Source organism: Pseudomonas gorinensis, assembly GCF_042015035.1.
Lineage (GTDB): Bacteria > Pseudomonadota > Gammaproteobacteria > Pseudomonadales > Pseudomonadaceae > Aquipseudomonas > Aquipseudomonas gorinensis.
Genome location: NZ_CP167125.1, coordinates 850,152 through 873,058 on the forward strand (window position 1 = coordinate 850,152; position 22,907 = coordinate 873,058).

The 22,907-nt window shown below is 62.4% G+C and carries 22 protein-coding genes and 1 pseudogene; 5 read left to right on the forward strand and 18 right to left on the reverse strand.

Annotated elements, in window-relative coordinates; translation table 11 throughout:
* Positions 1 to 23 precede the first annotated feature (23 nt).
* The 12 genes from AB7933_RS03830 to AB7933_RS03885 are packed head-to-tail and all read right to left on the reverse strand — an operon-like array spanning position 24 to position 10,835.
* Entirely contained in the window at positions 24 to 2,336 is a 2,313-nt protein-coding gene (locus AB7933_RS03830; protein ID WP_024072994.1) for an MMPL family transporter, read from the reverse strand.
* Entirely contained in the window at positions 2,326 to 2,976 is a 651-nt protein-coding gene (locus AB7933_RS03835; RefSeq protein WP_041160826.1) for an outer membrane lipoprotein carrier protein LolA, read from the reverse strand. The genes AB7933_RS03830 and AB7933_RS03835 overlap by 11 nt, the downstream gene beginning before the upstream one ends.
* Before the next feature lie 29 nt (positions 2,977 to 3,005).
* Positions 3,006 to 3,431, reverse strand: a complete 426-nt coding sequence (locus AB7933_RS03840; protein ID WP_024072996.1) for an acyl-CoA thioesterase — start codon at positions 3,429 to 3,431, stop codon at positions 3,006 to 3,008.
* Complete coding sequence (locus AB7933_RS03845) at positions 3,424 to 4,965, reverse strand: HAL/PAL/TAL family ammonia-lyase (RefSeq protein ID WP_024072997.1); 1,542 nt, start codon at positions 4,963 to 4,965, stop codon at positions 3,424 to 3,426. The genes AB7933_RS03840 and AB7933_RS03845 overlap by 8 nt, the downstream gene beginning before the upstream one ends.
* Positions 4,949 to 5,884, reverse strand: coding sequence for a glycosyl transferase (locus AB7933_RS03850; protein WP_024072998.1), 936 nt, complete (start codon positions 5,882 to 5,884; stop codon positions 4,949 to 4,951). The genes AB7933_RS03845 and AB7933_RS03850 overlap by 17 nt, the downstream gene beginning before the upstream one ends.
* Positions 5,881 to 6,615: a glycosyltransferase family 2 protein gene (locus tag AB7933_RS03855; protein ID WP_024072999.1), complete on the reverse strand. Its 735-nt coding sequence runs from the start codon at positions 6,613 to 6,615 to the stop codon at positions 5,881 to 5,883. The genes AB7933_RS03850 and AB7933_RS03855 overlap by 4 nt, the downstream gene beginning before the upstream one ends.
* Complete coding sequence (locus AB7933_RS03860) at positions 6,608 to 8,278, reverse strand: AMP-binding protein (protein ID WP_024073000.1); 1,671 nt, start codon at positions 8,276 to 8,278, stop codon at positions 6,608 to 6,610. Before AB7933_RS03860 ends, AB7933_RS03855 begins: the two co-directional genes overlap by 8 nt.
* On the reverse strand, positions 8,275 to 8,820 hold the full coding sequence (locus tag AB7933_RS03865; RefSeq protein ID WP_024073001.1) for a membrane protein: 546 nt from the start codon (positions 8,818 to 8,820) through the stop codon (positions 8,275 to 8,277). Before AB7933_RS03865 ends, AB7933_RS03860 begins: the two co-directional genes overlap by 4 nt.
* A complete protein-coding gene (locus AB7933_RS03870; protein WP_003187949.1) occupies positions 8,817 to 9,071 on the reverse strand; it encodes an acyl carrier protein in 255 nt (84 codons plus the stop codon). The genes AB7933_RS03865 and AB7933_RS03870 overlap by 4 nt, the downstream gene beginning before the upstream one ends.
* Before the next feature lie 9 nt (positions 9,072 to 9,080).
* Positions 9,081 to 9,350, reverse strand: a complete 270-nt coding sequence (locus AB7933_RS03875; protein ID WP_024073002.1) for a phosphopantetheine-binding protein — start codon at positions 9,348 to 9,350, stop codon at positions 9,081 to 9,083.
* Positions 9,328 to 10,140 carry a lysophospholipid acyltransferase family protein gene (locus AB7933_RS03880; RefSeq protein ID WP_024073003.1) on the reverse strand — a complete coding sequence of 271 codons (813 nt, stop codon included), beginning with the start codon at positions 10,138 to 10,140 and terminating at the stop codon, positions 9,328 to 9,330. The genes AB7933_RS03875 and AB7933_RS03880 overlap by 23 nt, the downstream gene beginning before the upstream one ends.
* A complete protein-coding gene (locus AB7933_RS03885; RefSeq protein WP_024073004.1) occupies positions 10,116 to 10,835 on the reverse strand; it encodes a beta-ketoacyl synthase chain length factor in 720 nt (239 codons plus the stop codon). Before AB7933_RS03885 ends, AB7933_RS03880 begins: the two co-directional genes overlap by 25 nt.
* Before the next feature lie 337 nt (positions 10,836 to 11,172).
* On the opposite strand from AB7933_RS03885, the gene AB7933_RS03890 reads away from it, so the two are divergent.
* Complete coding sequence (locus tag AB7933_RS03890) at positions 11,173 to 11,943, forward strand: ParA family protein (RefSeq protein WP_024073005.1); 771 nt, start codon at positions 11,173 to 11,175, stop codon at positions 11,941 to 11,943.
* Positions 11,944 to 12,172: 229 nt separating this feature from the next.
* Here AB7933_RS03890 and trxC read toward each other — a convergent pair whose 3' ends face one another.
* The gene (gene trxC, locus AB7933_RS03895) at positions 12,173 to 12,607 is read right to left on the reverse strand and encodes a thioredoxin TrxC (protein ID WP_024073006.1); all 435 of its coding nucleotides are present in this window, start codon (positions 12,605 to 12,607) and stop codon (positions 12,173 to 12,175) included.
* A 236-nt stretch (positions 12,608 to 12,843) separates the two neighbouring features.
* On the opposite strand from trxC, the gene AB7933_RS03900 reads away from it, so the two are divergent.
* Together AB7933_RS03900 and AB7933_RS03905 are read left to right on the forward strand one after the other, a co-directional pair.
* Complete coding sequence (locus AB7933_RS03900; protein ID WP_024073007.1) at positions 12,844 to 13,131, forward strand: type II toxin-antitoxin system HigB family toxin; 288 nt, start codon at positions 12,844 to 12,846, stop codon at positions 13,129 to 13,131.
* A 6-nt stretch (positions 13,132 to 13,137) separates the two neighbouring features.
* On the forward strand, positions 13,138 to 13,539 hold the full coding sequence (locus tag AB7933_RS03905; protein WP_024073008.1) for a helix-turn-helix domain-containing protein: 402 nt from the start codon (positions 13,138 to 13,140) through the stop codon (positions 13,537 to 13,539).
* 18 nt (positions 13,540 to 13,557) lie between these two features.
* Here AB7933_RS03905 and selO read toward each other — a convergent pair whose 3' ends face one another.
* From selO to AB7933_RS32495, 5 genes and pseudogenes are all read right to left on the reverse strand, one after another.
* A complete protein-coding gene (selO, locus tag AB7933_RS03910; protein ID WP_024073009.1) occupies positions 13,558 to 15,021 on the reverse strand; it encodes a protein adenylyltransferase SelO in 1,464 nt (487 codons plus the stop codon).
* Positions 15,022 to 15,069: 48 nt separating this feature from the next.
* A complete protein-coding gene (gene mscK, locus AB7933_RS03915; RefSeq protein WP_024073010.1) occupies positions 15,070 to 18,453 on the reverse strand; it encodes a mechanosensitive channel MscK in 3,384 nt (1,127 codons plus the stop codon).
* Between the two features lie 50 nt (positions 18,454 to 18,503).
* Complete coding sequence (locus tag AB7933_RS03920; protein WP_024073011.1) at positions 18,504 to 20,246, reverse strand: potassium/proton antiporter; 1,743 nt, start codon at positions 20,244 to 20,246, stop codon at positions 18,504 to 18,506.
* A 232-nt stretch (positions 20,247 to 20,478) separates the two neighbouring features.
* Positions 20,479 to 21,351: a methyl-accepting chemotaxis protein gene (locus tag AB7933_RS32490; protein WP_404940606.1), complete on the reverse strand. Its 873-nt coding sequence runs from the start codon at positions 21,349 to 21,351 to the stop codon at positions 20,479 to 20,481.
* A pseudogene (locus AB7933_RS32495) lies at positions 21,334 to 22,326 on the reverse strand (MCP four helix bundle domain-containing protein); the annotation flags it as partial. The pseudogene AB7933_RS32495 and the gene AB7933_RS32490, both read right to left, overlap by 18 nt.
* A gap of 55 nt (positions 22,327 to 22,381) precedes the next feature.
* Here AB7933_RS32495 and AB7933_RS03930 point away from each other — a divergent pair.
* A complete protein-coding gene (locus AB7933_RS03930) occupies positions 22,382 to 22,612 on the forward strand; it encodes a hypothetical protein (RefSeq protein WP_024073014.1) in 231 nt (76 codons plus the stop codon).
* Positions 22,609 to 22,902, forward strand: a complete 294-nt coding sequence (locus tag AB7933_RS03935) for a cell division protein ZapA (RefSeq protein ID WP_024073015.1) — start codon at positions 22,609 to 22,611, stop codon at positions 22,900 to 22,902. Before AB7933_RS03930 ends, AB7933_RS03935 begins: the two co-directional genes overlap by 4 nt.
* The last annotated feature ends 5 nt before the right edge of the window (positions 22,903 to 22,907 follow it).

Genomic DNA, 22,907 nt, shown 5'->3' on the forward strand with positions numbered 1-22,907 from the left:
TGCCACATTGGCGATAATCACATTCATAAGGCGTGCTTCTGTTGGCCGGCCCAGGGCGCCAGCATAAAGCTGAACGCCAGGCCCAGGCTGACCGATAGACCGAAATTACTCACTGCCGGCGTGCTCGACACCGCCAGCAGGCCGAACGACAACCAGGTTGTCAGTGCCGCCAGCAGTGTTCCTAAAAGGCTGACCGCGGGCCCGCCGATCTGTTCACGCATCAGGATCGCGTAGTCGACACTGATGGCCGTGACCAGCAGCAGGCCGAACAGGCTGAACAGCGTCAGTGGCTGGCCCAGCCAACCCAGGCTGGCCAGGCTGCACAGCGCCGCCAGCAACGGCAGGGCAACGATACGCAACGCACCGCCCAAGCCGAACGGCAGGACCAGCAGTAGCACGATCAGCCCGCACGACATCAACTTCAATTCAGCCGCGCTGATCTGGGTCGCGGCGAAAACGCGATTCAAGTCACCCAGGCGATCGACCAGTTGCACGCCGGGCAAATCCACGGCCTGCACCTGCAGCAGTGCCGGGTTGTTCAAGCCTTGCAGGCTGACCATGGCCGCCACGCCGCCGTCCACCGGGCCCAGCCACAGCGTGCGCCAGGGTTCAGCCAGGGGCCCGACCAGCGCAGCGTCGATGTCTTCGGTGGGCAGCGCCTGCAACTGCGCGACTTCGGCTTGCAGCGCGCTGGCCGGCACACCGAGGTCCAGCAGCGGTTGCCAATGTTCCGGCAGTTTATTCAATGCCTCGCGCAGCCGTTGTTGCTCGGCCGGCAGGTTGACCAACTGGTTCAGCGCCAGGTAGCCCTGGAGCTTGTCCATATTCACCAACTGTTCCAGGCGCTGGCCCAGGGCGGCTTGGCGTTCCAGTAACTGTTGCTGATTGTCCGCGCGCACCAGGAAGAACTGGCTGGTGGGCTGGAACCCGGTAATACGCGCCACGGCCTGGGCCTCTTGCAGCAATTGCGGCGGTGCGCCGATCCACTGGCGAATATCGTTTTTGCTGTTCAACTGCCACAGGCCAGCGGCGCAGAACAGCAGTACCCACACCAGCAGCACCGCGCTCGGCACGCGCTTGACCAGCGAGGCGCGCATGCGCCACAGGCCCTCGGCGATGCGCAGCGGCCATTGCGCCGGGCGCAGTTCCACGCCCTTGAGCAACGCCGGCAACAGGCAGACGGCCGACAGATAGGCGCCGACCAGCCCCGCCGCGGAGAACACTGCGATTTGCGTCAAGGCCGGGAAGGGCGTCCAGGCCAGCGCCAGGTAACCGATGCAACTGGTGGCCAGGCTCAGGGTCAGCCCCGGCAGGGTCAGGCGTAATGCCGGCCAACTGCGCCACGGCTGCATGCTCCAGCTTTTGGACAGGTAGTGCAGCGGGTAATCCACGGCCACGCCGATCAAGCTGGAGCCGAGTACCAGGGTCATCACATGCATATGGCCAAACAGCGCCACACAGGCCACCGCGCCAAACAGCATGCCCACCAGCACCGGCACAAACGCCAGCAACACGCGCCAGCGGCGGAACGCAAGCAACAGCAGCAACAGGATGCCAACGGTCGCGCCGCCGCCGACCCAGGTGATTTCCCGGCTGGCCTGCTGCTGCCCGTTGGCGGCGTAGAGCAGGCCGCTGGCGGCGAGCAACTGCGCGCCTTGCTCACTGGCCTGCGTGCGGCTGGCCTGGAGCAAATCCGCCACTTGCAACGGCAGTTTCATATCGAAGGCATTGCCGGTGGTACGCGCGCGCAGCAGCACCCAGCTCTTGCCGTCGGCCTCGGCGATCAGCGCACCGCTGCCGATATCCAGCTGCACCGCGCCTTGTTGCGGCTGGCTGTTCTGGATGCGCCCGGTGAGGCCCAGCCAGTCATCCTGGCTCGGCACCAGGCTGAACCCGGTGAAGGGGTCGAACAGTGATTGCACACGTTGCTGGATGAACGCGTCGGGATGGTCGATCAGTTGCTCGCGGTCTTTGCCCGACAGCATCGCCAAGCGCCCGCGCAGCAATTGCTCACGCAGTGCCGGCAAGTCGGCTTGCAGGTTCCATTGCACCTTCTCGAACAACCCGCTGGCCTGCCAGCGCTCGCCCAATTGTTGGGCCACGGCCACCGCCTGCTGGCGATCGGCATGCCCGACCAACACCAGCATCTCGCGATTCAACGGCTCCTGCATGCGCTGTTCGGCTTGCTGCTCCAGGGCGTCCGGCGCGCCGCCCGGCACCAGTTCCATCAGGTTGGCCGACAGCGGTGCACCGTGGCGCCACTGCCAGCCGGCCAGGGCCAGCACGGCCACCAGCAGGATCAGGAACAGGCGCGGTAACTGGCGCTCACTGGGCAAAGTCGTGTTGCTCCGCGTCGCTCAAGGGTTGGCTCGCCGTGCTGTCCTGCATGCGCAATACGGTGCTGTCGCCCTGGGTTTCCAGCAGTTCGATGGTATGCACCAGTTCGCCGCCGTCGATATTGATCTGGGTGAACACTTGTTTGAGCAGCAACGAACGCGGGATCAGCGTCAGCTTCCACTGCGTGGCCTCACCTTGCAGTTGCAGTTCGAAATCGCGTTGCAAACCGCTGCTGTCACCCTGGAGCACGGCGAGGAACAGACGGTTCTGCTCGGCCCCGGCGCTCTTGTTCGGCAGGGTTTGCCAGCCATTGGCGTCGCGGCGGGCAATGCCTTGTGGGCTGATGCGGTAATCCTGCTGCAACGGGGTTTTCAGCAGCCAGAGCAGGCCGTGGTCCTTGGCCAGCACAAAGGTGCCTTTGCTGACCAACGGTTGCGGCAGTGCACGCAGGTGTTTTTCCTGGATGAAACTGCCGTGGATCACAGACGGTTTGGCCAGTTGATCGCTCAGTTGCTGCAAATCGAAAGCGTGAGCGCTGAAGCTCAGCAACAACCCGGTCAGGGTGGGAGCGAGCTTGCTCGCGAAAAAACGCAGGGCGCTGCGCAGTGTCAGGCGGGTCGCGTTATCGTTGACGTCCATCGGGGGCAAGCCCCCTCCCACAGGGGATCTCATTTCAAGGCTCTCTCTACGGCGTCGGTGAAGACTTTGGGCGAGGCCAGTTGCATTTCGCGAGTGGCAATTTCCACCGCCACTTGCACGGTGCTGGCTCGGGTCAAACGCTCGCCGCTGGCCAGATCGGTGATCAGGTAATTGACCTTCAAACGGTTCTCCCACTCCACCAGGCTGGCGCGCACGTTGATCGTCTGGCCGAACACCGCACCGCGCACATAGCGCAGTTGCATGTCGATCACCGGCCAGGCGTAGCCGGCTTCGAGCATCGCCGCGTAGTTATGGCCGATCTTGTCCAGCAACGCGCAGCGCGCCACTTCCAGGTACTTCACGTAATGCCCGTGCCACACCACGTTCATGGTGTCGACGTCGAAAAACGGCACGAGGATTTCGGTGTCGCTGTGCAGTACGCCAGGGCTACGCATGCAGCCCCCAGTGTTGCTCGGCGATGCGTTGCAGGCACAGGCGCAGTTCGCCTTCCAGGGCACGGTCTTCGATGACCGGCGGGAAGTCCTTGGCCAGTTCTTCGTGCATGGCGGCCAATGCCGGTGGCAGTGGGCGTGCATCCTCGGCCTGGGCGCGCAGCCACACACCCTGGTTGGCCGCGAGCAAGGTGGCGGCGGCCACCTGTTCGGTCAGCTCCAGCACGCGGATCGCGTCGCGGGCGGCAATGGTGCCCATGCTCACCTTGTCCTGGTTATGGCATTCGGTGGAGCGCGAGAACACGCTGGCCGGCATGGTATTTTTCAGCGCTTCGGCGGTCCAGGCGCTGGTACCGATCTGCACGGCCTTGAACCCGTGGTTGATCATCGCGCGGTCCGCCGGCGCGCCGGACAGGTTGCTCGGCAGGCCATGGTTGTAACGCACGTCCACCAGCAGCGCGAGTTGCCGGTCCAACAGATCAGCGACGTTGGCCACCAGGGTCTTGAGGCTGTCCATGGCGAACGCGATATGCCCGCCGTAGAAATGCCCGCCGTGCAGCACGCGCTCTTCTTCGGCGTCGATGATCGGGTTGTCGTTGGCGCTGTTGAGCTCAATCTCGATAAACGAACGCAGCCAGTTCAGGCTGTCGGCCAGCACGCCGAGCACATGGGGCGCGCAACGCAGTGAATAACGATCCTGCAAGCGGTGCAGAGGGGCTGTCGGCGCATCAATCGCCAGGTCCTTGCGCAGCCAGGCCGCAACCTGCATCTGCCCCGGGTGCGGCTTGGCGGCGAACAGGCGCTCGTCGAAGTGCTCCGGGTTGCCTTGCAGCGCCACCACGTTCAGCGCGGTAATGCGCGTGGCCAGTTGCAGCAGGTAATCGGCGCGGGCGAACGCCAGGCAGGCGAGGCCAGTCATCACCGCAGTGCCGTTCATCAGCGCCAGGGCTTCCTTGGGGCGTAGCACCAGCGGCTGCCAGCCCAATTCGCGGTGTACGTCGATGGCCTGGCGGCGTTCGCCACGGAACAGCACGTCACGTTCGCCGGACAGGGTCGCAGCCACATAGGACAGCGGCGTCAAATCACCGCTGGCACCCACCGAGCCTTCTTCCGGGATCAGCGGCAGTACATCGTGTTCCAGGAATGCATGCAGGCGCTCGAGCAGCTCCACACGCACGCCGGACACGCCGTGGCACAGCGACTGCAAACGCGCCGCCAGCACGGCACGGGTGGCTTGTGCGTCGAGCAACTTGCCCAGGCCGCAACCGTGGAAGGTGTACAGGTGACGCGGCAGCGCTTCGACGTGCTGCAATGGCACCGCCACCACGCAGGAGTCACCGTAGCCGGTGGTCACGCCGTAGATCACGCCTTCCTTGTCGAGCAGCGAGTCGAGGAACTGCGCGCCTTTGGCGATGCGCTGGCGATAGGCGGCGTCATCCTGCAAGTGCGTGGGCACCTGACGGTTGGCCAGGGCCAATACGTCTTCAATGCGCAGAGGGCGTTCGCCAAAGGTTACCGGCTCAAGATGCGTCGTCATCGGTCTTCCAGAAGGGATAAAAGTTGAACCATTGTTGGGGCGCTTCCAGGCAGAACTGGCCCAGGCGTGCGGCGTAGCGCGCGGTCCACTGCGCGATGACCTGCTCGCGGGTGCTGCGCTTCCATTCGATCGATTGCGCGAAGGGCTCGATGGTCAGGCGATAGCGGCCCTGGTGTTTGAGGCACATCAGCAGGTTTACCGGGCATTTGAGCAGGCCGGCCAGCAGCCACGGGCCCTGGGGGAAGGCGGCGTCATGGCCGAGGAAGTCCACGCGCACCGTGCGCCCGCCATGCAGCGGTACGCGGTCGCCGGCAATTGCCAGCCATTCGCCTTCGTCCAGGCGCTGGCTGAGCAGCAGCATGGTGGCCGGGTCCAGCTCGCTGACCTGGATCAGGCGTAAATGGGTCGCGCCGGCTTCGCCCAGCAGGCGGTTGAAACGCTCGGCATGCTTGGTGTGCACCAGCACGTTCATGGTGACGCGTTCGCCGATTTCCGCCAGCGCACGGCACACTTCGAGGTTGCCCAGGTGCGCACCCACCAGCATCTGTCCGCGTTCGCCACGCAGTTGCCCGCGCAATTGCGCCGGGTCGTGGATCTCGATCTGCTCCAGGCGCAGCTTGCCGTTCCAGACGTCGAGCTTGTCGAGCAAGGCGTCGGCAAAGGCCATGAACTGGCCGAAGACTTTGCGCTGGCTCGGGCGCAGCTCATCCCGACCGCTCCACTCAGCCAGGCGCTGCTGGTACTGCCAGGCGCTCTGGCGCGCCGTGCGGCCGAACAGGAAGAAGTACAACACGATGCCGTACAACAGCGGGCTCAGCAGGCGTCGGCCAAGCACCTTGGCGGCGACGGCGGTGAATTTCATCAGCCAGTAGCTGCCGCGCTCCTCGCGATCGGCCCAGTGTTTGCTGCTGTCGCTCATGCCTGCCACCGTCGCCACAGGATCATCGGCGCGCGCACCAGCATGCCGAAGAACAACCGGGTGTGCATGGCCGAAATGCGCACGTTGTCACGGAACAGGCGGAAGTGTGACAGCCCGTCGGCGGGGTAATGCACCTGGGTCGGCAGCCAGCGCATCGGCTGGTTGCGCCAGGCCAGGCGCACCAGGATGTCGGAGTCGAAATCCATGTGTGTGCCGATGTAGGCCGAGTCCATCAGGGCCAGCGTGGGCGCCAGCGGGTATACGCGAAAGCCGCACATCGAGTCGCGAATCTGTAGCGACAGGGTATTGATCCATACCCACACATGGGTCAGGTAGCGCGCATACAAACGAGCCTTGGGCACGCTGTCATCGTATTCGGGGTAGCCACAGATCACGGCCGTGGGGTGCCGGCGTGAGGTGTCGATAAAGCTTTCGACTTCGCGCAGGTCATGTTGGCCGTCGGCGTCCACTTGCAGGGCGTGGGTGAAGCCCAGGCGCGCGGCTTCGCGAAAACCGGCCATGACCGCACTGCCTTTGCCCTGGTTGTTGGGCAGGGTCAGCAGGGTGACGTTATCGAGGCTCGCCAGTTGCGCCAATACCGCCGCGCACGCCGGGCTGCTGCCATCGTCCACCAGCAGACAGGGCAGGCCGCTGTTCAGCAGGCTATGGACCACGGCCGGCACGGCGGCTTCGTGGTTGTAGACCGGGATCAGGGCGCAGGGGTTATGCATGGGCGGCTTCCAATTGGATCCGGCCGCTGGAGCAGGTGGCGACGCCGTTGCGGTAGGCGAAATACAGCTTGCCGCGTTCCTGGTCGAAGCGCAGGTGCAGTTCGATACAGTCGCCCGGACGCACCAGTTGCTGGAACTTGAGCACTTCCATGCCGGCGAAGGTCGGCGGCAGGTCCAGGCACTGCTGGCCGAGGTTGAATGCCCACTCCACTTGCACCACGCCCGGCAGCACCGGGGTGACCGGGAAGTGGCCGCTGAAATAGGCCAGGTCCGGCGGGACGCTCAGTTGCAAGGTCCATTCGCCATCGACTTCGACGTGTTCCAGCACCTCCGGCGCTTTTGGCCGGGGGGCCAGCAGCAGTGCTTCGACATCCGCCTGGGGCAGCTTGCCTTGGCTGTTCAGTGGCAACTGGCGCAGCAAGCGCCAGCGCCGGGGCAGGGCCAGGGCTTCGCAGTGTTGGCTCAGGTGCTGGCGCAGGGTTTGGGTCACGGTGCGTCGGCCCTGGTTGCGCAGGGCATGCAGGCCCTCGGCGCTCAACACCACCAGCGCGCCGAGTGACGCACGGTTTTCCTGGACCACGCCCAGGCGGGTTTCGGTGACCCACGGGTGGGCCATCAGCGCGTGTTCAAGCATGGGCAGGGAGATGCGTTTTTCTTCCAGCTTGACGATGCGGTCCAGGCGACCGAGCAGTTCGAAGCGGCCATCGGCGTGGATGCGGGCGGCGTCGGCGGTCTGCTCGATATGCCCGGCGGGCAAGTACGGCGAGGCGATGCGCAGGGCGCCGTCGGCGTCCTGGCTCAGCTCGACACCGGCAAACGGCTGCCACGGCTGTGCGCCTTGGCGCCAGGCAATACCACCGGTTTCCGAGCTGCCGAGGATTTCTGTCGGCCATTGCTGCAGGCGATCGTAAAGGCTGCCGGCGGCCTCGATGGGCAGCGCGCCACCGGAAGAGAACACCCGCGACACTTGGCTCAGCGCCGTCCAGTCGAGGTTATCGCCCATGCGCTTGAGCAGCGCCGGGCTGGCGACCCAGGCAAAATGCGCGTGTTCGCGGCTGGCGCGCTGTAAATCCTCGGGGAAGGCCAGTTGGTGGCGCACAAAGGGACGGCCGGCGCACAACGGCCATAGCACCCGGAACAGCAAACCGTAGATATGTTGGGTGGCGACGCTGCCGATGATGCACGCGTCTTCGAGGTCTGGACCCCATAGGGCTTCCAGGGCCTCAACTTCGTTGGCCAGCTGGCGCAGGGTCTTGTCGATGCGCTTGGGTTCGCCGCTGGAACCGGAGGTACACAGGCTCAGTTGGCAAGTGTCCAGATCCAGTGCCGCCGGGTCCAGCGGCGCTTGGTCGAGCGCGGCGAGGTCATCGGCGGCGATCAACCAGGCGTCGACGGCATCGGCCCAGCGTAGGCGGGTTTGCGGTTGCAGGTCGGCGGGCAGCAGCACACTGGCCCCGGCGCGCCAGGCAGCCAGCAAGGCGACGGCCAATAAGCCGGCATCTTCCAGATGGACAGCCACGCGCTTGATGCCATGTGCCTGCAAACCCGCCGCCAGACGCAGGGATTGTTCCCACAGCTGGGCGTGATTCATTGCAGGTTCGGTGGTGACCAAACGCTGTTGCAGCGGCTCAAGCAGCAACTGCTCAAGTTTCAACCCATTCATACGCGGCCTCGAACCCTTTGTCGTACCAGCCATTCCACGGCAAACAACAGCCCCATCAGCCCGTAGGCGATCAGGCCGTTGTACAACGTCCACCAGCTCAGCGGCGCCCAAAGGGTGAGGGCGGCGGCGAGCAGGCCATTACATAGAAAAAACACACTCCACACCACGGTGACCTGGCGCGTATACACGACGGCGTGGGTTGGCAACTGAGGGTCGCTCATGCGGGCCAGGCGCTCGACCATCGGCGGGCCGTATTTCAGGCTCAGGCCGAACAGCGTGAGCATGAATGCACTGACCAGGCTCGGGTACCAGCGCAACAGGCGAGGGTTGTCGAACCAGGCCAGCAGCAGGCAAAACACGATGACCGCCACGGCCATCCAGCGGCTACCGGGGCGCCGTGCAGCGGTCAGCGCGCGCAACAGCCACAGGCTGCCCAGCAGCAAGCCAAATTGCCACGGCGCAAAGTGCTCGGTGCCGTAATACACGGCAAAAGGGTACAGCAGCCCCGCCAACAACAGGCCAAGGCTAATCAACCGGCTCATGCGGCTGGCTGGACCAGACGGTACACCGCCTCAACCACATCGTTCACGGTGCGTACTGCCTTGAATTCCTCAGCGGCGATCTTCTTGCCGGTCTGGCGCTTGATATGGTCGATCAGGTCCACGGCGTCGATGCTGTCGATTTCCAGGTCCTGGTACAGGTTGGCGTCGAGGGTGACGCGTTCCGGGGGCAGTTCAAACAGTTCCACCAAGGCGTCGCGCAGGGTGTTGAAAATATCGTCACGAGTTTGCATGGTCCGGTCTCAAGCTGCCTGTCTGGCCGTGACGAACGCCGCAAGGCTGGCCACGTTGGTGAAGTGATTGCGGGTGTCCTTGGCGTCGGCATCGATTTTTATGCCGTACTTTTTCTGGATCGCCAGGCCCAATTCCAGGGCGTCTACCGAATCCAGGCCGAGGCCTTCGCCGAACAGGGTTTGATCGTTTCCGATGTCGTCGGCGCTGATGTCTTCCAGGCCCAGGGCCTCGATGATCAGCACCTTTATGTCGTGCTCAAGGCTGTGTTGGTCGCTCATCTTCGGCGAGCTCCTTAATAAAATAGTGATGCAGGTAATCGTTGAGCTTGCGTGAAGCCTGGGGCGCGGGCCCGAGTGCGGCAAACGCCTGTGGTTCTATATCGGCCCCTACCCGCAAACTGAAGTGCACGCGGCGTTTTGGGATGCGATACCAGGGTTCGGCCTTGGTCAGGGTGGTGGGGCTGACCTTGATCACCACGGGGGTGATGATTGTCGCACCGCGCAGCGCAATGGCGGCGGCGCCGCGATGAAAGGCAGGCGCCGAGCCAGGGGTGGTGCGGGTGCCTTCGGGAAAAATGATCAGGGTCTGGCCGCCGCGCAGGGCATCGGCGGCGGCATCGAGCATTTCGCTGCTGCCGTCGTTGCTGATATAGCCCGCATCGCGCACCGGCCCACGGGTGAAGGGGTTCTGCCACAGGCTTTGCTTGACCACGCAGTTGGCCTGGCGCACCAGGCCGATCAAAAACACCACATCGATCAGCGACGGGTGGTTGGCGATGATCATCTGGCCTGGGCGCCCGAGGTTTTCCGCACCTTCGACGCTGTAGGTCAGCACGCCGGCGCGTTGCATCAGGCGGATAAAGAACCAGAACAGCTTGCTGATGGTATGGCGGGCGCGGCGTTGGTGTTTTTCGGCGCTTCCTGGCAGGCACGCGAGCAACGGGAACACCAGCAAACGCAGGCACAGGCCGCCTGCTCCGAACAGCGCGAAGCTGGCGGCGGTGGCGAGCAGGCGCCAGTAGTAGGCGTCCCGTGGTTTGTCGGTCAGGGCTTGCGTTGCCAGTTCCATACGCGGTTCTTCCAGGCATGTTGGCAGGCGACCTGTTCAGTGAGCAGGGTGCGCAGCAGGTTCAGGGCATGGGGCCACTGGGTTTGAGTGGGTTGGACAGTGCCGCGGGTAAGTTCCAGTTGCCACTCGTCGCCTGGGGTCAGCAGCAGGCCGAGGGCATAGGGGAACGGCACGTCGGCGATCCAGTCGGCATAGGCTTCAGGCGGCTGTTCTTCGGTAATCACCAGCAACACGGCCGGGGCGCCTTCATTGAGCAGGGCGGCGGCTTCGAGCAGGCCGTGTTCCAGGCCGTCGCCAGCGGCAGCAAGGGCCGTCATCTCGCTGGTTTCATTGCGTAGGATCGACCACAGGCCAATCACTGCGTTATGTACCGACAGGCTGAACTGGGTCGGCGACAGCGGCTGGTCATTGGCCAGGTCGCTGAGGATGTCGAGGGTGCGCGGGGTTTCGCCGTGACGCGAAATAAACACCAGGGGCAGGTCTTGCCGGCCCTCGGCCAGCGGCCAACCCACGCTGAACGCCATGCGTGCCAGGCGGCTGAGGCGGCGGCGCTGCATGGCGGGCAAGAACGATACGTCGGGGCTGGCTTCGCTGGCGGGCAGCAACACCGGGGCCCGGCACCAGGCGTACCAGTCGTCCGCGCTGTCCAGGCCAGGAGCCCAGGCACGCCATTGGGCGATGTTGAAGTTGATCACTGAGAAGTTATCCCGCCCCTGCGGGCTTCCATGTGCGGCCATTGGCCGAGTTTACCGGGACGGTGAGCAAGAGCCGAATGGCGCGCATTATCCGGGTGCCGTGGGGTTCTAGCAAACTTTGGTAAAGAATTGTTCACGGCTGATTACAAAATTTGCGGAGAGATTTACAGATTGTCCTTTACCGCAGGACGAATTGGATTGTCGGACCCTTCCTATTCGTTTGTACGCGATGAGCCATGGCTCGCGGTTAATGCAGCCGTGCATGGATGAACGAGGTAGCGAACAGGCGCTTTTGCCCTCTACACTCGGACATTCATTGATACACGGAGGTTTTTCCATGCGGCGCGTGGTGTTCAATCAGAAAGGCGGCGTTGGCAAGTCCAGTATCGCCTGCAACCTGGCGGCAGTCAGCGCCAGTGAAGGCTATCGAACCCTGTTGGTGGACCTCGATGCACAAGCCAACTCCACCCAGTACCTTACCGGGCTGACCGGCGATGATATCCCGATGGGCATTGCCGAATTCTTCAAGCAAACCCTGTCTTCCGGGCCTTTTTCCAAGAAAAACCGCGTGGATATCTACGAGACACCGTTCGACAACCTGCATGTGATCACGGCCACCGCAGAGTTGGCGGATTTGCAGCCCAAGCTCGAGGCCAAGCACAAGATCAACAAGCTGCGAAAGCTGCTGGATGAATTGAGCGAGGATTACGACCGGATTTACCTGGATACCCCGCCGGCATTGAATTTTTATGCGGTTTCGGCGCTGATTGCCGCTGATCGTGTATTGATCCCCTTCGATTGCGACAGTTTCTCGCGCCAGGCGTTGTATGGCCTGCTGGCAGAAATCGAAGAGTTGAAGGAGGACCACAACGAGGGGCTGGAAGTGGAAGGCATCGTCGTCAACCAGTTCCAGGCCCGGGCGAGCCTGCCGCAGCAGATGCTCGATGAGTTGATGGCCGAAGGTTTGCCGGTATTGCCGGTGTACCTGGCCAGCTCAGTGCGCATGCGTGAGTCGCACCAGCAGAACAAGCCGCTGATCCACCTGGACCCACGGCATAAGCTCACTCTGCAATTCGTGGAGCTGCACAACCTGCTGGAAAATGCCTGACCTCAAGCGCTACCCGGACCCAATGTGGGAGCGGGCAAGCCCGAATGCCAGTCAGTTAAGCGTACATCGCCTTCTGTAGGAGCGAGGGGGACGCCTAGTTCTTGCTCGCGAAAAACTCACAGACGCCGCATTCACTCAGGAAACACGCGTTATCGTTGACGTTTTTCGCGAGCAAGAACTAGGCGTCCCCCTCGCTCCTACAAAAAAACTTAACTGACTGGCATTCGGGTTACACCCCCTGGCTACGCAACCAACTCATCAACTGCGGCAACGGAAAGGCGCCGCTCTGGCGCGCCACTTCGCGGCCGTTCTTGAACAGAATCAAACTGGGGATCGAACGAATCCCCAACTGCGCCGACAGCTGCTGATTAGCCTCACTGTCCAGCTTGGCCAGCCGGCACTTGCCCGCCAGCTGCGCGGCCGCCTGTTCGAATACCGGCGCGAAGGATTTACACGGCCCACACCAATCGGCCCACACATCCACCAGCAACGGTAAATCGCCCTTGATCTGGCTGGCGTAGTCGCCTTGCTTCAGCTCGAAAGGCTTGCTCAGTAGAACCGGCTGCTTGCAGCGCCCACATTTGGGCGTATCCCCCAGGCGCTCTCCGGGGATGCGGTTGAGGCCGTTGCAATGGGGGCAGGGGATAACGAGAGGTTCGGACATGGTGGCGCTCCGTGGATGTGGCCAATGCTCCCTATCTGGAGTCAGGTAGCCGTTTTATCAAGCTCGAGGGCGACGACGCATGCGCTAACAGATTCGCAAATGTCGATTGGCGCATGCCTATCTAGGCTGGGAGTGCTTGTTCGAAACAGCACCATTGGTCCGTTCGGCGCCATAGCAAATTGCGATAGTCGCAGTTCGGGTTTAACCTCCATAGCAATATGCGATAGGGATGTTGCATGCGCGTAATCAGTGCGAAACAAATCCGCAATGCCAAAGTGAAGTGGCCTCATTCAGCCTGTGCTTTGGATGCGTGGTATCGGAAGGTCAAAGTCCTCAATCCAGAAGACTTCGCGGCGTTGAAATCGATTTTTCCGGCCGTGGATAAAGTGGGGGCGTTACACGTCTTCAACATAGGTGGTAACAAGCTGCGCCTCATTGCGATTGTGCGCTACCGAATGCAGCGGCTCTATATTCGACATGTGCTGGACCATCGGGAATACGACAAGGGTAACTGGAAGGAGTGAGTGGAAATGAGTGTGCTGATCGAGCAGGTGGCCGAGCATTGGCAATTCGTGTCGCCCCTGTTGCGCAAGCCCAAAACCGAGGCTGACTACGATGTGCTGGTGGAGGCGCTCGACGAATTGCTGGATATCGTAGGGGAAGACGAAGCTCACCCGTTGATGGGCGTGGTCGATATCATCGGTGACTGGGTCGAGGCTTATGACTTGGAGCATTGGCCAGTGCCAGAGGCCAGCGGTGTCGACGTATTGCGATCCCTGATGCAGGAGCATGGTTTGACGCAGAGTGATTTGCCAGGTGTTGGCGCTCAATCGGTTGTCTCGGAAATCCTAAGTGGAAAACGCCAGCTCAACGTTCGGCAGATTCGTTGGCTGGCGGATTATTTCAAGGTGCCGGTCGATATGTTCATCTAATCGCGAGCATGGCGCGTATCACGACGAACAGCTGATCTCCAGATGCTTGCCCCAATCCGGCGGCCGCTGCGCGTACTGTTCCATCCCCGCCTGTTCCTCGAATGGCTTGGAAAGCACCTCGTGCAAGCGCCGCACTTCGCTGTAATCGCCTGACTCGGCAGCGGTAATGGCGTTTTGTGCGAGGTAGTTGCGCAGGATGTACAGCGGGTTCACCGCATGCATTCGCGCACGGCGCTGTTCTTCGGTGCCGTCCCCCTCCCGTTCGACACGGGCTTTGTACAGCTCGGCCCAGGCATCAAACCCGGCTCTATCGACGAAATCATCGCGCAACCGCGTCACGGCCAACGCTGCCGATTCATCCCCCAGCCGTCGGAAGAACAGCGTGTAGTCCACGCCGCTGTTCTGCATCAGCTTGAGCAAGCGCTCCACCAATTTCTGATCATCGTCTTCAGCAGTGGTCAGCCCCAAACGACGACGCATCAAATCCAGGTAGTGCGCCTGGTACAACGGCAGGTACAGGCCCAGGGCTTCCTTCAAGGCATCGACGCTGATAAACGGCGTCAGTGCCTGGGCCAGCGCGCTGAGGTTCCACTGGCCAATCGGCACCTGGTTGCTGAAGGAGTAGCGTCCTTCGTGATCGGAGTGGTTGCAGATGAAGTGCGCGTCGAAATCATCCAGAAACGCAAACGGCCCGAAGTCGAAGGTGATGCCGAGGATCGACATGTTGTCGGTGTTCATCACCCCATGGCAAAAACCATACGCCTGCCATTTGGCGATCAGTTCTGCATTGCGTTCGACGATTTCGCGGAACATCGCCAGATACGGTTCGGGCTGTTCGCGGCACTCGGGGTAGTGCAGGTTCAACACGTGTTCGGCCAGTTCAGCCTGCTGTTCGGGCTTCTTGGTGTAATAAAAATATTCAAAATGACCAAAACGGATATGGCTGCGGGCCAGGCGCAGGACCATGGCCCCGCGTTCCTGCTTCTCACGCCACACCGGGGTGCTGGAGCCGATCACGCACAGTGCGCGGCTGCTGGGAATGCCCAGCGCGTGCAGCGCTTCAGAGGCGAGAAACTCACGAATCGAAGAGCGCAGCACGGCGCGGCCGTCGCCCATGCGCGAGTAAGGCGTCTGCCCGGCGCCCTTGAGGTGCAGGTCCCAATGCTCGCCGGCGGCGTTGTACACCTCGCCCAGCAGCAACCCACGGCCATCGCCCAATTGTGGGTTGTAGGAGCCGAACTGGTGCCCGGAGTAGACCATCGCCCGCGGTTCCGCCTCGGCCCATAGCTTGTGCCCGCCAAACAGCTCGGCGAATACCGGGGTTTCGGCCACCGTCGGGTCGAGGTCGAGCAGGGCCATGGCGGCATCGCTCGCCACGACCAGGCGTGGTTCGTCGAGGGGTTCAGGCAATACGTGGGTCGAGAACGCGTCGCCCAGGCGTGCGAAGCGGTTGTCGAAGGTCAGTTCGTCGAGGGCTTTCACCGGCCATCTCCAGCAGAATGTCCGAGCATTCTGCTGGGGATAGGCGGTTTAGTCGAGCTTGGAGGGTGGCGGCTCGGGGGCATCCGCCACTTTGCCCGGTGGTGGCTCCGGGGTATCCGGGGATTCGACCGGACCGACGATGGTCCTGTTTTCGTCTTCTACCGGCACCAGCTTGTACTCCTGGCCGTGGAGGTTTTTCAGGTAGACCTCCATCTGCCGGAACGAGATGTTGATGTGGTGGTTCTTGAACTCGCGGTTGATAAAACGGTTCACCTCGTCGATCACCGGGTTGCGGTCGCCCAGGTCGCGCACGTGCATGCGCAATTCATGGTCGAGGGTGCTTTCGCCGAAGTTGAGGAAGTAAACATGGGGTTCCGGTTCCTTCAGCACCCGTGGGTTTTCTCGCGCAGCCTTGAGCAGCAATTCCTTCACCAGGTCCAGGTCGGAGCCGTAGTCCACCCCCAGTTTCAGGGTGACTCGGGTGATGGTGTCGGTCAGCGACCAGTTGATCAATTGCCCGGTGATGAAGGTCTTGTTCGGGACAATGATGTCCTTGCGGTCGAAGTCGGTGATGGTGGTCGCGCGGATGCGGATCTTGCTCACGGTGCCCGACAGGTTGCCGATGGTAATGGTGTCGCCGATCCGTACCGGGCGTTCGAACAGGATCATGATGCCGGAGATAAAGTTGGCGAAGATCTCCTGCATGCCGAAGCCCAGGCCCACCGACAGCGCGGCGACCAGCCATTGCAACTTGTCCCAGCTCACACCGAGGGTGGACAGGGTCGAGACAAAGCCGACGCCGGCAATCACATACGACAGCAACGTGGTGGTGGCGTAGGCGCTGCCCTGGGCCAGGTCCAGCTTGGACAGCACCAGCACCTCCAGCAAGCCGGGCAGGTTGCGCGCCAGGGCGAAGGTGATGCCGATGATGATCAGCGCGCCGAGCAGGTCGCCGATGCTGATTGGCACCATGCTGATATTGGCGCCGGTGCCGCTGGTGTATTCGTAGAGGGTGACGTTGTCCAGGTAGGAGAACACCGAGATCAGGTCTGACCACACCCAGTACAGCGCCGCGATGAAGCCGCCGAGCAAGGCCAGGCGGATCAGGCGCATCGATTGTTCGTTGACCTGTTCGATGTCCAGGGTCGGTTCTTCGATCACCGCCTCGCCGTCGCCGGCTTCCTTGGCTGCTTGGCGCTTGGCCAGGGCGCGGGAGTAGGCCAGGCGCCGTGCGGCAACGCCCAGGCCGCGTACGAAGGTGGCTTCGATGACCAGCCAGAGCATCAGCAGGTACAGGGTATTGATCAACCGGTCACTGAGCTTGAGCGCGGTGTAGTAGTAGCCGAAGCACACGGCGATAAACAGGGCGATGGGCAGCGCGGTAAACACCAGGCCCATGGCTTTGCGAAACAGCGAGGCTTTTTCGTGGGTCGGGCTGTGTAACAGCAGGCGCCCCAGTAGCCAGGCCATCAGCGCATAGCACAGCAGCACCACGCCAATGCCCAGCACATCGTCGGCCAGCGCTGCCGGTTGATGTTCGGCAATCGCCACCACGGCCACCAGGGCCAGAACCACCAGCCCGAGCTTGCGCACCCAGCCTTGCAGGAATTCGACCTGGGGTTTTTCCCAGCGGAAGTGCAACTCGGCCACGCCGCCCGGCGCCAGGATGCGGTAGGCGGTGTAGAACACCAGCCACGCCTGGGCGATCTGCAACAGTGCCGCGCCGAGGTTGGCGTTTTGCCCACGGGCGTCGATCTGCAGTGCATAGCCGCACAGCGCCAGGCCCAGGGCCACCGGCATCGCCAGCAGGATGTTCACCAGGATCGCCTGTGGTGTGTGCCACTGGCTGTCGCGCTTGAAGTGGCCGATATCCAGGTGGACCTTTTTCAGGCGGGCGTACAGGGCGTTACGTCGCCACAGCAGGGCGCCGATCAACAGCAGGAGCGGCAGGAACAGCAGGGGGCGCTGGGTCAGGCCATCGTACAGTTCGCTGACGCTGGAGGCCCAAGGCAGGCTGGTGACTTGCTTGCTCAGGTGCGCCGGTACGGTTTCCAGCCATTCGGTGTCCAGCGGCTTGTTGCTGGGGATCCAGAACATCTGCTCGTCCAACGTCGCACGCAGGGTGGTGGCGGTGCTGAGCAGTTGTTTCTGGTTCAGTTGCAGGGTGATCGATTCGTTAAGCAGTGCGCTCAGTTCGCGGCTCAGGCGCTCCAGCAGGTCGCTGCGGGTGATCGCCAGTTCCAGCAGGGTGCGGCGCAGTTGCGGGGTGATATCGTCCGGCGGCTGGTTGGCCAGCAGGTTGTCTACGTAGGTGCTGGGGGAACTGATCAGCTCGCGCTGCTGGTTGACCTCGAACTGATACAGGCGAATGTTGGCGATATCGTCCGCCAGGTCGCGGTCTACCGTGAGGCGTGGCAGTGCCTGTTTTTGCTTGTAGAGGATCTTGGAGAGCAGCAGGCTGCCCTTGAGGACGTTGATCTGTTCATCCAGCGCCGAGTCGCTCTGGGTCACGGTGTCCAGTTGCTGCTTGGTCTGCAGGTTTTTCTGGGTCAGGTCGTTGAGGCGGTCGGTGCTTTTGAGCAGGTAATCGGACAGCTTCAGGTTGGCCGCGCTTTCCGTGGCCAGCAGGCTGCTGCCACCGGCTTTCTGCGCTTCGATCGATTGTTGGGTAACGGTCTGTTGGGACTGGGCCAGGCGTTTCTGGTTGATCAGGGTTTGCAGGTCCTGGATCTCTTGTTCCAGGCGCGCGGTCTTTTCGACTACCAGGTCGTGCTGGCTGTTGCCCAGGTCTTGCAGTTGGCTGTTGCCGGCCAGTTCCTGGCGGCGCAGGGGGATCAACGCGTTCAGGGCGGCGAGTTCGGCGTTCAACTGGTTGCGCTGGTCGCTGCTGAGGGTCTTGCCATTGTCCTTGCCGGCCTTGAGGGTCGAATTGATCTGCTGGATGCGCGTCTGGCTGTTGCTGATTTCGGTCTGGGCGCGCTCGGGGCGGGTCTGGGCGGCAATGGTCAGGCTGTTGGCTTCGGCCAGGTCTTTTTGCAGGTCGCCTTGCTGGGTGGTGCGCTGCACCAGCAATTGCTCCAGTTGCGGCACCGGCAGCGAGGCGTAGCGCTGGGCTACCGGAATGACCTTGGTGGCCTTGAGCCGGGTCAGTTCGCGCTGGTTCTCGCTGGTCTGGCGCGGCGCGTCTTCCAGCTGGCGCTTGAGGTCCGCCAGGCGCTGTTCGTAATCCTGTTTGTTACCCAGGTAGGTCAGGGTCTGTTGCAGGATCGACTGCAGCGCCTTCATGTCGGCGTCGGGCAGCTTGCGATCAGGCAGCTTGTCCAGGGTTTGCTGGATGGCGTCGGCGCTGGGTGGGTCGGCGGCATATACGCTGCCGACACAAAGAGTCAGGCCCAGCAGGGCAGTGGCGAGAAAAGTGCGCAGGGTTAGCATAGAGACCGGTCGAGCAAGGTGAAGAATCAGGGGCGTTGTCGCCCCGCAGTTTAGAGGAAGAGTCCGGGGCCCGGGCGACTTCCTTCGGGGAATCTGACGCCGACTTTGCCAATCTTGTTCCCGTCCATGACCGCGACGGTCCAGATGGTGTTGTTCCACTCCACCTGGTCGCCGACCACGGGCGCACCGCCGACTTTCTGGGTGATGAAGCGGCTCAGTGGCATGTCCGGGTCGATACCTTCCAGCTTGAGGCCGTACAGGGCGGAAACCGCGCCCAGCTGGGCGTCGCCCTCGAGGACGAAGTCGCCGAAAAAGCGCAGATCCAAGCCGCGTTGCGGCGCCTGGCTGAACAGTTTGCCCAGGGCCGGCAGGTTGTGTTCGTGGCCGATCACGCAGAGCAGATCGCCGACTTCCAACACCGTACTACCCGACGGGTGGAGCAGTTGCTGGCCACGGAACAGCGCGGCGATCCGTGTGCCTTCGGGCATTTTCAGTTCGCGCAGGGCGGCGCCGATGCACCATTTCTCTGCGCCGAGGCGGTAGACGAACAGCTCCCACTCGCTGGTGACGTGGACTTCCAGGGCCGCCCGGGAAATCGGTGCGGGCTCCGGCGGTACGGTCACTTTCAGCAGCTTGGCCACCCACGGCAGGCTGGTGCCCTGTACCAGCAGCGAGACCAGCACGATAAAGAACGCCAGGTTGAAGTACAGCTGCGCATGGGGCAGGCCGGCCATCAGCGGGAACACCGCCAGGATGATCGGCACCGCGCCGCGCAGGCCGACCCAGGCAATAAAGGCTTTCTCGCGGCCGTGGAACGCCTTGAACGGCAGCAGGCCGACCATCACCGACAATGGCCGCGCAAACAGGATCATCCACAGTGCCAGGCCCAGGGCCGGCAGGGCGATGGGCAGCAGGTCATGGGGCGTGACCAGCAACCCCAGCACCAGGAACATGCCGATCTGGGCCAGCCAGGCCATGCCGTCGAGCATATGCAAAATGCCATGGCGGCTGCGCACCGGGCGGTTGCCGATCACCAGGCCGCACAGGTACACCGCGAGGAAGCCGCTGCCGTGCAGGGCGTTGGTCAGGGCGAATACCACCAGGCCGCCGGCGATCACCAGGATCGGATAGAGGCCGGTGGCCAGGTTGATGCGGTTGACCATTTGCAGCATCAGCCAGCCGCCGCCGAGGCCGATGAGGCCGCCGATGCCGAATTCGCGGATCAGGTGGGTCAGCAGGCTCCAGTGCAGGCCGGTCTGGCCGCTGGCAAGCATGTCGATCAGGGTGACGGTGAGGAACACTGCCATCGGGTCGTTGCTGCCGGATTCGATTTCCAGGCTGGCGGTGACCCGTTCGTTGAGGCCCTTGCCGCCGAGCAGCGAGAACACCGCGGCGGCGTCGGTGGAGCCGACGATGGCGCCGATCAGCAGGCCCTGGATGATATTGAGGTTGAACAGCCAGGCGGCGGCCATGCCGGTGAGGCCGGTGGTAATCAACACCCCCACCGTGGCCAGCGATAGCGCCGGCCAGAGTGCCACGCGAAAACTCGCCACCCGCGTGCGCAAGCCGCCGTCGAGCAGGATCACGGCCAACGCGAGGTTGCCCACCAGGTAGGCGGTCGGGTAGTTATCGAAGATGATACCGCCGCCGTCGACGCCGGCGACCATGCCCACGGCCAGGATGATCACCAGGATCGGGATACCCAGGCGGGACGACAGGGAACTCACCAGAATGCTTGCACCCACCAGCAACGCGCCGATCAAGAACAGGCTGTTGATGGTCGTCGCATTCAAAGGCAGTACTCCATGAGCATATAAGACGGGCGCAAACTGACCATGCAGTCTACGTGCCAGCGATTCTAACCTGTTGAATTGCCGCGCTGTCAAAAAGCTTTTTCTGATTCATATAGATCCAAATGTGGGAGGGGGCTTGCCCCCGATTACGCTGTATCAGAATCAGATGTGCTGATTGACACACTGCTATCGGGGGCAAGCCCCTCCCACCTTCTTGACCCAGTTGTATCAGTTAGAGGCGGAAGCGCCCGACCATCCCGTTCAAATCCACCGCCAGGCGCGACAGCTCACCGCTCGCCGCACTGGTCTGGCTGGCGCCGGTTGCCGATTGCACCGACAAGTCGCGGATATTCACCAGGTTGCGGTCCACTTCCCGCGCCACCTGGGCCTGTTCTTCCGCCGCGCTGGCGATGACCAGGTTGCGCTCGTTGATCTCGATGATCGCCGTGTTGATGGTGTCCAACGACATACCTGCGCCTTTGGCGATGTTCAGCGTCGATTCCGCGCGCTCGGTGCTGTTACGCATCGAGTCCACGGCGTGCTCGGTGCCGGCCTGGATGCTGCCGATCATGCGCTCGATTTCGCTGGTGGATTGTTGGGTGCGATGGGCCAGGGCCCGCACTTCATCGGCCACCACGGCAAAACCGCGGCCGGCTTCGCCCGCGCGCGCCGCTTCAATCGCCGCGTTCAGGGCCAGCAGGTTGGTCTGGTCGGCCAGGCCGCGAATCACGTCGAGTACCTTGCCGATATCACGGGACTCATTGGCCAGCTCGCCAATCAGCGTGGCAGTGGCTTGCACGTCGCCACTCATGCGCTCGATGGCGCTGACGGTTTCCTGTACCAGGTCGCGGCCGTCACCGGCAGAGGTGGTGGCGTTGCGCGAGGCCTCGGAGGTGCTCACCGCATTGCGTGCGACTTCCTCGACGGCGCTGGTCATCTCGTTGACGGCGGTGGCGGCTTGTTCTATTTCGTTGTTTTGCTGGGTCAGGCCGCGAGCGCTTTCATCCGTGACCGCGTTCAGTTCTTCCGCGGCGGAAGCCAACTGGGTGGCCGAGCCGGCGATGCGTTGCAAGGTGTCGCGCAGTTTGTCCTGCATCTTCGTCATCGCCGCCAGCAGGCGACCGGCCTCGTCGTTGCCGTCGACCTTGATCGGCCGCGTGAGGTTGCCTTCGGCGATCTCTTCCGCGGCATCCAGGGCCTGGGAAATCGGCACGGTGATGCTGCGGGTCAACAGCCAGGCGAACAACAACGTCAGCGCGGTGGCGATCACCAGCAGGCCCACCACCAGGTCAAAGGCCAGGTTGTACTGGTCTTCGGCTTGTTGGTTGGTGGCCAGGGCCATCTTGTTATTAATCTCCAGCAGGCGCGTGAGTACGGCGTTGACCTGCTCGGAGTTGCTCAGCAATTCGGTGTTGAGCAGGCTGCGCAATTCCTCCATCTGGTTGGCGCGCGACAAGCTCTTCATGCGCTCTTCGATCTGATGGTATTGGCTGAGCAAACGCACGTACTCGTCGTAGGTCGAGCGTTCCTCGCTGCTGTCGATCAGTTTTTCGTAGACACCCTGTGCTGTGCGAATCTGCTGGTTGCGCAGGTCAAAGGCTTCCAGGGTTTTTTGCTGCACATCCGGTTCGCGGTTGGTCAGCAAGCGGTATGACAGCACCCGCAGGCGCAGGGTCAGTTGGGTGAATTCATCAAGGGCGCGAATGCTCGGCACGCTGGACAGGGTGATGTCTTCCGCGGCGCCACGGATCTTGCTCATCTGGTTCAGGGCGAATACACCGAGAAACAACATAAGTGCACCAATCAACGCGAAGCCTAGGAAGGCGCGCGGCGCGATATTCATATTACGAAGAGACATGCTGGAGTCCTGGGGGAGGAGCGCGATCCATGCGGCCATGAGACGGGGTGTGCATCGCGTATCGGCCGTACGACTAAAGTCTAAAGGGGCGTGCGCTTTTGTCGCATCTGACGAGGGGTTGCACCGATTCCGGAACCAGATGGGGTAAATGCAGTCACTAAGGCTCGAAAGTGCGGCCCGGCCCTTAACTATCGGGCTGCGCGCCGGGGATAACCCTGGCATCCGAGGTGAATTTTCTTTATCGTCACCGCCCTTTTAAAAAGCCAGAGAAATCAAAATGTTAGAAGCATCCCTCAGCCAACTGGAACAACTGGTCAGCGACCTGGTACAGCAGAATCAAGACCTGCTGGGCAGCAACGAGGCCCTCAAGGCCGAACTGGCCCGCGCCAAGGATGAGAACGACAGCCTGCAACTGAACCTGATGGAGCAGGAAGAAAAGCACGGTGCCACCGCCGCGCGCATTCAAGCACTGGTTGAACGCGTGAGCGCAGGGCCTGTCAGCGCATGAACCAAGGGATAAAGGTCGTTTCGATTCTCGGAGAGGATTACTCGATCAAGGCACCGGCCGGGGAAGATCAAACCCTGATGCACGCCGTGACGATGCTCAAGGCCTCCCTGGCCACCACCAAGAAAAAGTACCCGACCCTCATCGGTGACAAATTACTGGTGCTGGCCGCGCTGAACCTGTGCGCCGAGCAGATCGAAATGCAGCAGCGTCACCAGCAGGAACTCGACCGTTACCAAGAGCAAGTCAGCGCCACGGTCGAGGTGATTTCGAAGGCGATCGGGCAGCCTTGATACTG